This is a genomic window from Streptomyces sp. NPDC058678 (assembly GCF_042714835.1).
Lineage (GTDB): Bacteria > Actinomycetota > Actinomycetes > Streptomycetales > Streptomycetaceae > Streptomyces.
Genome location: NZ_JBHXSG010000126.1, coordinates 1 through 11,597, shown reverse-complemented (window position 1 = coordinate 11,597; position 11,597 = coordinate 1). Strand labels below are relative to the sequence as shown.

At 70.3% G+C, this 11,597-nt stretch carries 8 protein-coding genes and 6 pseudogenes; 5 read left to right on the top strand and 9 right to left on the bottom strand.

Going from position 1 to position 11,597, the window contains the following annotated elements; all coding sequences use genetic code 11:
- Both ACFWWR_RS47065 and ACFWWR_RS47060 read left to right on the top strand, forming a co-directional pair.
- Positions 1–240: pseudogene (locus ACFWWR_RS47065) on the top strand (hypothetical protein); the annotation flags it as partial.
- Between the two features lie 95 nt (positions 241–335).
- Positions 336–515 (top strand): hypothetical protein, encoded by a 180-nt coding sequence (locus ACFWWR_RS47060; protein WP_384310530.1) that lies wholly within the window; start codon positions 336–338, stop codon positions 513–515.
- A gap of 303 nt (positions 516–818) precedes the next feature.
- Here ACFWWR_RS47060 and ACFWWR_RS47055 read toward each other — a convergent pair whose 3' ends face one another.
- Positions 819–3,272 carry a tetratricopeptide repeat protein gene (locus tag ACFWWR_RS47055; protein WP_384310529.1) on the bottom strand — a complete coding sequence of 818 codons (2,454 nt, stop codon included), beginning with the start codon at positions 3,270–3,272 and terminating at the stop codon, positions 819–821.
- Positions 3,273–3,277: 5 nt separating this feature from the next.
- Complete coding sequence (locus ACFWWR_RS47050) at positions 3,278–3,733, bottom strand: hypothetical protein (protein WP_384310527.1); 456 nt, start codon at positions 3,731–3,733, stop codon at positions 3,278–3,280.
- A gap of 178 nt (positions 3,734–3,911) precedes the next feature.
- On the opposite strand from ACFWWR_RS47050, the pseudogene ACFWWR_RS47045 reads away from it, so the two are divergent.
- Positions 3,912–4,019 (top strand): annotated as a pseudogene (locus ACFWWR_RS47045) (aldehyde dehydrogenase family protein); the annotation flags it as partial.
- Between the two features lie 73 nt (positions 4,020–4,092).
- On the opposite strand, the gene ACFWWR_RS47040 reads toward ACFWWR_RS47045, so the two are convergent.
- From ACFWWR_RS47040 to ACFWWR_RS47030, 3 genes and pseudogenes are all read right to left on the bottom strand, one after another.
- Positions 4,093–5,199 (bottom strand): hypothetical protein, encoded by a 1,107-nt coding sequence (locus ACFWWR_RS47040; protein ID WP_384310526.1) that lies wholly within the window; start codon positions 5,197–5,199, stop codon positions 4,093–4,095.
- A gap of 2 nt (positions 5,200–5,201) precedes the next feature.
- Positions 5,202–6,200 carry a hypothetical protein gene (locus ACFWWR_RS47035; protein ID WP_384310525.1) on the bottom strand — a complete coding sequence of 333 codons (999 nt, stop codon included), beginning with the start codon at positions 6,198–6,200 and terminating at the stop codon, positions 5,202–5,204.
- 406 nt (positions 6,201–6,606) lie between these two features.
- Positions 6,607–6,939: pseudogene (locus tag ACFWWR_RS47030) on the bottom strand (monooxygenase); the annotation flags it as partial.
- Positions 6,940–6,972: 33 nt separating this feature from the next.
- On the opposite strand from ACFWWR_RS47030, the pseudogene ACFWWR_RS47025 reads away from it, so the two are divergent.
- Together ACFWWR_RS47025 and ACFWWR_RS47020 are read left to right on the top strand one after the other, a co-directional pair.
- A pseudogene (locus ACFWWR_RS47025) lies at positions 6,973–7,161 on the top strand (GNAT family N-acetyltransferase); the annotation flags it as partial.
- A 107-nt stretch (positions 7,162–7,268) separates the two neighbouring features.
- Positions 7,269–8,130 (top strand): annotated as a pseudogene (locus ACFWWR_RS47020) (SDR family oxidoreductase).
- A 116-nt stretch (positions 8,131–8,246) separates the two neighbouring features.
- On the opposite strand, the gene ACFWWR_RS47015 reads toward ACFWWR_RS47020, so the two are convergent.
- From ACFWWR_RS47015 to ACFWWR_RS47000, 4 genes and pseudogenes are all read right to left on the bottom strand, one after another.
- A complete protein-coding gene (locus ACFWWR_RS47015; protein WP_384310523.1) occupies positions 8,247–9,218 on the bottom strand; it encodes an ATP-dependent DNA ligase in 972 nt (323 codons plus the stop codon).
- A 158-nt stretch (positions 9,219–9,376) separates the two neighbouring features.
- Complete coding sequence (locus ACFWWR_RS47010; RefSeq protein WP_384310521.1) at positions 9,377–9,586, bottom strand: DUF6207 family protein; 210 nt, start codon at positions 9,584–9,586, stop codon at positions 9,377–9,379.
- A gap of 466 nt (positions 9,587–10,052) precedes the next feature.
- On the bottom strand, positions 10,053–10,325 hold the full coding sequence (locus ACFWWR_RS47005; protein WP_384310520.1) for a hypothetical protein: 273 nt from the start codon (positions 10,323–10,325) through the stop codon (positions 10,053–10,055).
- Between the two features lie 762 nt (positions 10,326–11,087).
- Positions 11,088–11,597: pseudogene (locus ACFWWR_RS47000) on the bottom strand (replication-relaxation family protein); the annotation flags it as partial.

The window sequence follows — 11,597 nt, the reverse complement described above, 5'->3', positions numbered from 1 at the left end:
CGAGACCGGGCTCCTGACGGTTTCGACGGCTCGGTCGAGGAGTTCACCAGAGAGCTGATCAACGGTCTGGAGTCGTTCGCCGACTACAGCGTCCGGCACGGCACGGTCCGGGAAGTACCCACCAGCCGGCTGGAGAAGCGATTCGAGCGTCTCGCCCACCGGCACGACGACGGTGGCATCGTCTGCCGCCCCGACAGCCGCCTCCCTGACCAGATCCAGGAACTCGCCGGGAAGCACTGACGCACACACAGAACCCGGTGGGGGACGAAGGTTTCCAGGCCACCAGACCCCACCGGGCTCCGCTCGACACCCATCCACAAGGGAGAAGCGCCACCATGAAGACTAACCGCCGTACCCGCGGCCCACAGGAGCCCAAACGATCGGCTCGCGCCGCAGCATGGGTCCGCCGCCGACGCCATGCCATGCTCTCCAGCGCCCTGCGCGGGGCGGCCTACGCCGCCGGAAGCGGCTCCGTGGGCCTCGTCATCTGGTGGATCCAAGGCCACCAGCTTTAGAAACGGCATGCACCGCCGCAGACCCGGCGTACCGCCGGTCCGGCGGCCTCCGTGGTGGTGCGGGCCTGGGCGCGCACGACGCGCCACGATGCCAGGGAGGCCCCGTCCGGCGCCGCTGCGCCGGTGCGGGGCCTCACACGTCGTTTCCACAGGTAGACGTGCGCCGTGATGCGGCTGCCACCAGAAGGTCAGTCGTTCCGCCACAAGAAGTGTCAGCTCGTAGCTCCACCTGTGGAGACGGCGGTCGTTCGAATCCGCGGGTGGAACACCGGTAGCGCCGAGACAGAGAAAGACTTCAGCGGGTCAGAGGTCGTTCTGCTCGTCCTGCCATAGCCAGCGCCCGTCGGTAACGGCTTCATCGAACCGGCGCACCTTCCAGAGGACGATACCGAGGTTGGTCAGCGCTATGCCCTCGCTATGGTTGTCGCCGAGTTGGAGGAAGAGGGTGGCGGCCAGGGTGAGGGCCTCGATGGCCTCGTCGAACCGGCCCACCCTGACCAAGGCAACTCCGAAGTTGACCAGTGCCGCCCCTTCGCCGTGGCGGTCCCTCAATTCGCGGCTAATGAACAGGACTTGGGTGTAAGCGTCGATGGCCTCGCCGAACCGCCGCACCTCGGCCAGGGCCGCGCCGAGGTTGGCCAGCGCTATGCACTCGCGGCGGCGGTCGCCGGTCTCGCGGAAGAGGGTGGCGGCCTGAGTGTGGGCGTCGACAGCCTCCTCGAACCGGCCCCCCCACTCCAGGGCGATACCGAGGTCGTTCAGTACCTGGCCCTCGCTGTGGCGGTCGCCGAGGTCGCGGAAGATGGTGGTGGCCTGGGTGTGGGCGTCGACAGCCTCGTCGAACCGGCCCATCCCGACCAAGGCAACGCCGAGGTTGACCAGTGCCGCCCCTTCGCCGTGGCGGTCCCTCAATTCGCGGCAGATGGTGGTGGCCTGGGTGTGGGCGTCGACGGCCTCCTCAAACCGGCCGGTCTCCCGCAGGACACGGCCGAGATTGTTGAGCGTCAGGCCTGCGCGGTGGTGGTCGCCGAGGTCGCGGAAGATGGTGGTGGCCTGAGTGAGGGCGTCGATGGCCTCCTCGAACCGGCCGGTCTCACACAGGGCGATACCAAGGTTGACCAGCGCCGTGCTTTCGCCGTGGCGGTCCCTCAATTCGCGGTCGATGGTGGTGGCCTGGGTGTGGGCGTCGACGGCCTCCTCGAACTGGCCCACCTGCCGCAGGGCCATACCGAGGTCGTTCAGCGCACGGCTTTCGCCGCGGCGGTCGCGGAGCTCGCGGCAGACGGCCAAGGCGCGGGTGTTGACGGTGATCCAGTCGTCGAAGAAGCGGCGGTAGCTGAGGTACCGGCCGAGGGCAGAGGCGAGCTCGGTACTGGTCTGCGGGTGGCCCAGGGTGGGAGCTGTGGTGGCAGTGGCGATGAGGTTGGGACGTTCGTCGTCGAGCCAGGCCAGGGCGGCGGCGCGGTCGGGAAAACGGGGTGAAGCGGTGCCGGGCACGGTCTCCATGCGGGTGTTGGCGGCCTCGGTGATGGTCTTGTAGTGGGTGAAGAGGCGGGTGCGGGCGGCCTCACGCTGGTCGGTGACGGCATGGGTGTGTCCGTGCTGGTCGGCGTAGAGGCGGACCAGGTCGTGCAGCCGCCAGCGGCCCCAGGTGTGGCCATGTTCGATCAGGTGGGCGCGGGCCAGGTCCATCAGCAGTCTGTTGACCTGCCGCTGCTCGACATCAGCCAGGTGGGTGGCGGCTTCGGTGGAGAGGTCCGGTCCGGGGTTGAGTGGCAGCAGCCGGAAGAGGCGGGCATGGGCGTAGTCGAGGTGCTGGTAGGACAGGTCGAAGTTGGCGCGTACCGCGCGCTCCTCGCGGCTCAGCTCGTCCAGCCGAGAGTGCCCCGCTGCAAGGTCCTGGGCCAGGGAGGCCAGGGGGCGGGTGGGAGCATCAGCGAGCAGGGCGGCGGCGATGCACAGCGCCAGTGGCAGGCCCGCGCACAGCCGGGCGATGGCTGCGGCTGCTTCGGGATCGTCCGTCACGCGGGTGTCGGCGGGGCCGCGGGCTTGGTGCAGAGCCTTGCGGAGCAGCTCGATCGAGGAGGGCTCGTCGAGGACAGCCAGGTCGTGCAGGCGGGCGTCGACATCCAGCGTGTGGCGGGAGGTGAGCAGGGCTGCGGTGGTGCCGTCGGTGGGCAGCAGCGGGCGGGCCTGCTCGGCGCTGGAGGCGTTGTCGATGATGACCAGGATGCGCCGGCCCTCCTTGGCGAAAGTCGCCAGCACGCTGCGGTACAACCGCGTTCGGCCCTGCAGGTCGGCGGGGATGTGCTCACCGGGCATCCCCAGGGCGGCCAGCAGCCCGTCCAGTGCCCGCTCCGGGGAGAGGCGGCGTTCAATGTCGTAGCCGAACAGGTCGACGAACAGCACACCGCCCGGGAACCAGCCCGGCTTCTTCATCGCTCGGGAAGCGGTCTGCACGACGAGTTCAGTCTTGCCGACCCCGGCCAGCCCGGCCACCGCCGCTACCAGCACTGCCCGCTGCTGCTCCCCGCCGCCGGGGGCCAGGCCCTGGAGCAGTTCCTCCACATGCGTGTCACGTCCGGTGAAGGTGGCCGAGGCCTTCTGTAGGCCGGACAGCGCTGGCTTTACCTCCGGGGGGAGCACAACGGTGATGTCCCGGCCCTGGATCACCGTATGGAAGAACACCCCGCCGCTGATCGTGTTCGACACGTTCTGGCCCGCGCTGGCCTCGCCAGCCGTGTCCGCCTCGGCCATGGCGTTCAGCCCTGCGTCGGTGGTGTACCACTCCCGGGGGCAGCCGGTGGTGGCAGGTGCGGGGTGGTGAAGGAGACGTTGGAGAAATCCCGGCCCTGTAGCGCCGGCCCGTGGAAGGTGCCGCCACTGATCGTGTTGTGCACCTCGCCGTCGCCGGTGCGCACCAGCTTCGCCTGCTCGTACCACCGCTGCAGACCGCTGTGGAAGTCCGTATCCAGTGTGGCCCGCACCGCCAAGGCAGTACTCAACGCCTGCGCCCGGGCCGGATCGGCCGGGGCCTCCTCGAGTTCGGCCAGCTCCGTCTCCCCGGAGCTCACCGCCGGAACATCGGGGGATTCGTCCTGGCCGCGCCGGAACGGGCGCCGCACCAGCGCGCTCAGTCCCGCCCAGGCCTGCCGCCCGACCTCACCACCGGCGCCCCCCGCCAGCGCCGCCAGCAGCGCTACCGAAATCGGATCCACCCCGCACCACCCTCCGTACCTACACCCTCACCAGGGGTGACACGCTACGAGGAACCACGGTTCCGCAGAAGGCCAATCGAGCAATCTCACCCGAGGTCGGCCGCCGGGTCCGCGGACCTCCAGCTCGGCGTGGTGACCGGCGGCGTGGACGGCGTCCCACCCCACCTCGGCGGCCCGTACGTCCTCCGCCGCTGTCTTCGGCCCGGTCATCACCGTCCAGTCCTTCACGGACGAGGCCCAGGCCGTCGAGTACGCGAACGGCGTCGAGTACGCGCTGGCATGCAGTACGTGCCGCGGGGCTGAGGTTCCATGCACGAAACGGGGCTTTGTCCAGGTCGCCCGGAGTCCCGTTCGTCGTCTCAGCCGAACCGCAAAATGCGTGGGGCGAAGGTGCCCTCGGGGCCGTCGGCGCGGCCGACCGACCACACCGTCCCCGTGCCCGGCACCGGCGCCAGCCGCAGCACCGAGGAGCGCCCCTCCCCGGCCACCGCCGGCTCGCTGTACCCGGTGAACGACTGCCCGTTCCAGGCAAGGAAATCCGGCCCGGGGACAAACGGCGGGAAGCTGTCCGGGTCCCTCTTCTGTGAGCGGGACACCGCGACCCAGCCCAGCTCGCCGGACGGGGTGGGCGCCAGTGAGCTGACCGAGCCGAAGTCGGTGGGCATGGTCACCCGGCCCCACGCCTGCCCGTCCCAGCGGACCAGCAGCGGCGGAATCGGCCGGCCCACCGGGCCGCCGACGAACCCGGCCGTGCCCCCTGCCCACACCTCCGTCGGCGAGACCGCCAGCACACTGCCCACGGCCGACCGCGGGAACCCGTCCACGATCGTCTGCTGCCACGCCTGCCCGTTCCAGTGCGACACGGCCGCACCCGAGGCGGTGTCGCCCGCGGCCCAGACGTCGTCGGCCGCCAGGATGTGCAGGCCGTACACGGCTCCCGGCGGCACCGGCACGTCCCGCCAGCCGCTCCCGTCCCGGCGCAGCAACACCTGCGTACCGTCCCGCGAACCGATCAGCCAGGTCTCACCGCCACCGGTGACGACTTTGGTCAGTACGACACCGCGCGGCGGCCGGCTCTCCGACCAGGATTTTCCGTCGAAGCGGAGCAGGTGGGCGCCGCCCTTGGAGTCGCGGCCGACCGCCCAGACCGCCGTCGGTGAGGTCGCGGCGACGGACAACAGCTCTCCCTGCCAGCCGATCCCGGGCAGACTCTGGCGCTGCCACGCGGTTCCGTCCCAGCGCAGCAGCAGCGGGAAGCCCGGCGCTTCGCGACCGACGGCGTCGGCACCCACCGCCCACGCCCGGTCCGGCCCGAACGCCACGGCCTCGTTCAGCCCGGCCTGGGGGCGTACCTGTGCCGGGACCGGAACGTGTTGCCAGGACACGGTTTCCGCCGCGGCCGAGGTCATGAGGGTCACGATGGTCATGGCGACCGCGAGGGCCGCGACGAAAAGTCTGCGTGCCATGGTCAGCCTCCCAGCCGCTCGCTCATCAGGTTCGGTTTCGAGCCGTAGATCTCGACGGTCCCGAAGGACAGCAGCGCGGACCCGGCCCTCGCCAGGGCACGCGGTTTGACGTCGATCGCGTTCGTACGCTCCGGGCCGTAGGAGAAGGTGGTGCGGGAGCCGTCCACGCGTGCGTACTTCGACTGGAACGCGCGGTCGCTGCGCACCGGCAGCCACAGCGCACCGTCCGGGCCGCGCACCATGGCCTCGGTGTAGGTGTCGCCCAGCGGTGGGTAAGTGGTGCGCCAGGTGTGCCCGTTGAAGGTCATCAGGTAGGTGCGGGCCACGCCGTCGGTGTACTGGCTGCCGCCGATCGTGACCCGGCCGGAGGGTTCGAGCAGGATCGTGTGCACGTTGCTGTTGGGCGGCAGCGACACCTTCGCGTCCCGCCACACCGTGCCGTCCCAGCGCAGGACGGTGGTCCCGGCGCTGGTGTCCGCCCAGGCCCAGGCGTCGGTGGCGGTACGTGCGGTGATCCCCGCCACGAAATACACACCGTCCGGGGTGGACTGTGTGGTCCAGCCGGAACCGTCGTAGTGCAACACCTTCAGCCCCGTGTCGTCCTCACCGACCACCCACGCGGCACCCGGTACCGCAGCGAAGTCCTGGTAGACCCACAGGGTCTGCGGCAGCGGGACGGCACTCCACCCTCCCGCCGACCGGCGCAGGATCTCTCCCGCCCCGTCGCGGTTGTGGAAGATCCACACCTCCCCGCCGACGAACTGCACCTTGCCGAGCCAGCCCGACTCACCGGCGCCGGGGAAGGTGGTGTCCCGGCTCCACGCCGTGCCGTCCCACCGGTACAGCATCGGCCGCACTCCATCGGCGGCGTGCTCGTACCCGGTCGCCCACGCCTCGCCCGGCCCGCGGGCGGCGAGATCGGACAAGGTCACCGGCGGGGCCGCCGCCGGCACCGGCAGCGCCGACCAGCTCGGCGTCACAGCCGCGGCCGGCGACACCATCGCGGCACACGCGATCACAAGGCAGACAACGACCGCACGAACAATGACTGCACGGAGACCGTTCACGAGACCCCCAGAGCCCGAAGGTCGCACAGCGTATGACGTTCACCCGCCCGTGCACAGACGGCATTCGGCCATCACGGTTCCCTCTGGAGGTCCACCGTGTCGTGGGGCTCCTGGAGCCACGAGCGGAGTTCGTGGCTCCAGGTCTGATGTTCCAGCCGCAGTCAGTCCAGCGACTCGGACACCGACCTGCTGTGTCGGCGCCGGCTGCGTCGCACCGGAGAGCGCGGCGTGCAGCCTGGCCGCCCGCCTGCGTGGGCTGAGCTACCTCCAGCCTTCCGATGGTCAGTCGCTACTGGCCGTTCGATCCCCCTCGCGGGCCTTTTCGGTTGCTCAGGCGATATCAGTTGGCGGGCTTGCCGAACCAGCGGGAGAGGTGGTCGTCCAGGTCCTGCTGATCGTCGCCGATCCAGGCCACGTGGCCGTCGGGGCGTAGCAAGACGCACGGAGCATCCAGTGCCGCAGCGGGATCCGCGAGGTAATCGACGCGGTCTGACCAGCCGCCGACGGTCAGGCGTTCGGTGCGGTCCAGCAGCAGGCCGCGGCCGCGATGCAGCAGACCGTAGAGGTGGCCCTGTTTCACGTCGATGTCGCGCAGGCGGCGGCCGAGCAGGTCGGGGCCTGCGCCGAAGTCGTAGCGGATGCCGATCGCGGTGATCTTCTCGATCAGATAGTAGGACTCCGTTAGGTTGCTCTGGCTCTTGTGTTTGGGCATCGGTTCATGTCCCTGGCCAAGCAGAGGCAGCCGGACGGGCTTGCGCTGTGGACGTTCCAGGTCAACGAGCCGGCGCAGCGGTTCTACGAGCGGCACGGCTTCGTCGAGGTCGAGCGAACGGACGGGCTGCGCAACGATGAGCGAGAGCCGGACGTCCGCTACGTCTGGCGCCCGCAGAAGTAACCCCGGCTGGCGAAGGCAGTCACCTGACCTCGGGGTGACCGCCTTCGCCCCACGCGGGAACCGAGCCTCCGCCGCTGCTGACGGGGACCGGTCTACCGTGTCGCACCATGACAACGTTGATCATCGGTGGCAGCGGCTTCCTGGGCGCCGAACTGACCCGGCAGGCGAGAGCGGCCGGACACACCACGGCCGCGACGTACTGCGCGACCGAGCCCCGCGACGCCTCCCAAACCATCTGGTACCCCCTCGACTTGCGGGATGCGGGATGCGGGACGCCTGGACGCCGTCATGGCCGAGGTGAGGCCCCGCCTCGTCATCAACACATCGAGCGTCAAGGACGACTGGGCGGTCACGGCGCAGGGCCCCGTCCGGCTCGCGATGGCGGCGGCGAAGCACGGAAGCCGCCTCGTTCAGGTGTCCAGCGATGCAGTGTTCTCCGGCACCCGAGTCACCTATGACGAGACCTGCCTCCCCGATCCCATCACCTCCTACGGAGCAGCGAAAGCGGCGGCGGAGACCGGGATTCTCGCCGTGTATCCGGGAGCCGTTGTCGCCCGCACGTCACTGATCGTCGGCGGCGGGCGCTCCGTGCATGAGCGTGCCGTGCACGAACTCATCGCCGGCACCCGCGACGGCGTCCTGTTCACCGACGACATGCGCTGCCCCGTGCACGTCGCCGACCTGGCGGCCGCGCTTCTGGAGGTCGCGTCGTGCGACGCGTCCGGTATCCACCATCTCGCAGGGCTCGACGCTGTGAGCCGTCACGAGCTCGGCATCCTCATCGCCAGGCGTGACGGTCTCGACGCCTCCCGGCTGCCCGAGGGCCTGCGGGCACACAGCACACTTCCTGGCGCCCTCGACGTGCGCCTCGACAGCCGGGCCACCCAGCGGAAACTGAGCACCACACTGCGTGGTGCCCGGAAGTTCTGCATGGCGACCGGCGTGAGCGCCCAGCCCGTCGGCCCCTGAGCGAGCGGCCGGGTCCTCGCCGGCCCCGGCCCGCGTCTGGTCCACGGCCTACCTCGGTATCGGACGGTCGCCGTACAGCAGGCTCTCAGGCCGCATCCACGGGAACTGGCCCCGTACTACGCAGAGTTGCCGAAGTGGGCAATGTCACCGGGGGAGAGATCCGGGCGGGCCCGGTACCAGCGGACGGGATGGCGCCAGCGCCCGGCACTGTCCCGGGCGACGTCGACGCCGACTTCCACCACCAGCTCGGGGCGCACGAGGGTGACGGTCAAGGTGTCCTTGGTGCCCCACCCGGCGGAGAATGTCCAGCCTGTCCATGGATGCTCATCCGCGGCAGGGGCCAGCCGTCCGGCGACAGCGCGGCCGGCCGCCTGCGGCAGCGCGGTGGTGCGGCCGGTGTACTGCAGTCGCCCGCCCTGGTCGTACCGCCCCAACAGCAGAGTCCGCGGTCCCGTCAGCGGTCCGGTGACCGCGCCGACGATCGCCTCCTGCGTCTCGCGCACCTTGTACTTGCGCCACCCGCGCACCGGCTCGTACCTGCTGTCCAGCCGCTTGAAGACGATTCCCTCCAGACCGACCGCCGACCACGTCAGCCACTCGTCGATCGTGTCCGCGTCGGTGGTCGACGGGCACAGCGCCCACGGCGCCGTCAGCGTGCGCTCGGTGAACAGGTCCTCCAGCGCAGCCCGGCGCCGCCGGTAGGGCCACCGTGTGGTGTCGATGCCCTCAAGGCGCAGCAGGTCGAAGGCGACGAAGTGGGCGGGCCACTCCGCAGCGAGCCGGGCCGCGTGGGCACCGCGCCGTTGCAGCCGGCCCTGGAGCCGCTCGAACGCGAGCCGCCCGGACTCCCACACGATCAACTCCCCGTCGAACGCTGTCGCATCCGGCAGCTGCCCGCTCCCGGCTTCAATCTCCGGGAACGACGCGACCAGGTCCGTGCCCTGACGCGAGCGCAAAACGGTGCGCCCGGCCTCCACCGAGACCAGGGCCCGCCACCCGTCCCACTTCGGCTCGCCCGCCCACCCCGGCAGCAGCACCGGATCGGGGACAGCGGCAGCGAGCATCGGTTCGGGCAGCGTCCACGTCACACCCCCATGCCTTCCACCCAGACCGCCCGTCCGCAATCCGAGAGGACCTGGTGCAGGCCCGACCACAAGCCCGACCATGGGCTGGGCGTCGCCGACCATGACCCCGACCACGGCAGGTCAGCGCACTGTGGCACCTGCTCGGTCTGGCACCAGTCCGGCTACGAGGGCAGCTCCTGGCGCACGTCCAGATAGCAGCGCAGCCTGACGCCGGGCTCACCCGCTACCCGGGTCGTACGGTCCGCCGTCGCAGTCGCCCACCGCGCCGCCAACAGCTCCTGGACGACGAGGGCGGTCTTGTCATCACACGCCGCGATCTCCACCACGGCCAGCCCCGGCTGCGCCACATGCGCTTCGCTGATCGGTCCCATGCACAGCACGACGCGCGGCGCCCGAAGAAGGTTCTGCGCCCGGGCGGGCTTCACCCGACCGGGTACACGGCGGGCCGACGGCTAGCCGCGCGTGCTGACGAAGCGCACGCCCGGGCCCCACTTTTCCATCACCGGGGCCATGCACCACTGGCAAAGAGGGCTGCCGCCGCTGCCGTACTTGTGGGTGGAGCGCTGACATCCGGAACAAGGACCGACCAGGCTGCCGGGGCAGGCCATGGCGGATGGATCCGGGTCCGTGATCGGGGGAATGAGGGCGGGCGTCATCAGGCGGTCCTGTTCTCGGCGACGGTGTCGGTCACCGCGAAGGCAGCATACGACCCGATTGGCACGAGAGTTCGACTGAAAGGGGAGACGCAGGCCGGGGAACCGACGGAATTCGCTGACCTGCTGAAATGCGGCGCCACGGGGTGAGGGTTCCCGCGTAGGAACGTGGAGGTTCCCTCAGTCAGAGGCCGCCGTCGCCGCCTGCGCCGCCGCCGCCGCCGCCGATGAGGCCGCCGCCGCTGACGGCGTTGTCGGCGGCGCCGTCGCCGGGGCCGTCGGCCTGGGCCGTGCTCGGCTGGGCAGGGGCGGCTTTTGTGGCGGTGTGAGGGGCGGGCGTCGTGGCCACGGAGGGTGTGGCTGTCGCCGCCCCCACCGCAAGAGCAATGCCCAGGGCGGCGCTGACTGTGTGAATTCGTGAAGTGGCCTTCTTGGAGGCTATCTGTGAAGTGCTCATGAAGGCAGGTTATGTACTGCTTGCAGCCGGTATCGCGCGGTGTGCGGCTGACCGGGTGACGTGCTGAGGCCGGGCATTGTGGCCGGGTCTATGGGCGGGGAGTGCCCGTGAGCTTCAGATCAGTAGCCCACCACACAGCAAGAGCGCCGACTGAATCCGCGGCAGCCGCCCGGTTGCTCCCCTCCGGGCATTCCGTCACCGCGCGAGCCACATTCCGTCGGTTCCGCAGGCCGTCGCGCGGTATCAATCACTGTCTTGGGCGACGCGACGGGCGTACGTCGGCTCTGGGCTTATCCGGTCTCGGAGCGCCTGGCGCGTTGCCCGGCGTGGAAGCGGAGATGGCCGGTTCCGCGAAGCCGTGCGGCTTCGCGGCGGAGAGGTGCCGAAACGCCCACGTGGCTCCGCCACGAGGCCGCTCCGGCGCCCTGGCCTCTCCATACCGGCCATCGTGCGGCGCCTGGCCCGCCGGGAGTTCGTCGATCCCTCGGTGCTGGCGCGGTCGGCCGGCACTACGCGGCGGGCCGGTGGCCAACCGCGTGTACTGACGAAGCGCACGCCCGCGACCCACCGGGCCATGCACCATTTACAGGACTGCCGCCGTTGCCGTACTGGTGGAGCGCTGGCAGGTGGCTCAGGGGCCGACCAGGCTGCCGGGTCAGGTCAGAGCGGAGGAATACAGCCCGGTGACGCTGGCCATCCCACCAGCCAGCTCAGTGCTGAATACGGTAGGCCCCACCCTCCCGGTCCTAATGGACGACGTCATCACAGATCGGTCCACGGGCAGGGCTCGCCCCCTGTCAACGGCACCCACACCGACCCGGACGGACCGTGCTCCTCGATGTCCTCCAGGACGCCGGCTCCCAGCTGAACCTCGCGGGCGAGGGCGGCGACGAGCGGGTGCTGAGCGACCATCGCCTGCAGATCGCTGATTCGGTCACCCAGCCTGGCCCGGGAGGCGCCGGTAAGCACGAAGAGGACGCGAAGGAAGACCGGGTACCAGCGGAGCCACGTCGGACCGGTGGAGGTCGGCCGGCGTCGCCCGACGGGCTGGACTTTCGTACTGGAACCAGTCTGGCGTACTCGATCAGTTTCACGGCCAGGCGCTCACTGCTCATGGTGCTGCGATCGACTTCCACGAACGCGCGCAGCTTCCGCCGGTGCTCGCCGTCGACGACGATGTAGTGCATGACGGCGTCGGCAACGAGCCTCTCGCCCTCACCGATGAGGTGAGCCACCTCAGGAGTCCAGTCCCACGGGCCGTGCTCGTGCCCG

Excerpts from the sequence above, each read along its gene's own strand:
- ACFWWR_RS47060 (WP_384310530.1), top strand. The coding sequence starts at position 336 with ATGAAGACTAACCGCCGTACCCGCGGCCCACAGGAGCCCAAACGATCG.
- ACFWWR_RS47055 (WP_384310529.1), bottom strand. The coding sequence starts at position 3,272 with ATGGCCGAGGCGGACACGGCTGGCGAGGCCAGCGCGGGCCAGAACGTG.
- ACFWWR_RS47040 (WP_384310526.1), bottom strand. The coding sequence starts at position 5,199 with ATGGCACGCAGACTTTTCGTCGCGGCCCTCGCGGTCGCCATGACCATC.
- ACFWWR_RS47035 (WP_384310525.1), bottom strand. The coding sequence starts at position 6,200 with ATGGTGTCGCCGGCCGCGGCTGTGACGCCGAGCTGGTCGGCGCTGCCG.
- ACFWWR_RS47010 (WP_384310521.1), bottom strand. The coding sequence starts at position 9,586 with ATGGGACCGATCAGCGAAGCGCATGTGGCGCAGCCGGGGCTGGCCGTG.
- ACFWWR_RS47005 (WP_384310520.1), bottom strand. The coding sequence starts at position 10,325 with ATGAGCACTTCACAGATAGCCTCCAAGAAGGCCACTTCACGAATTCAC.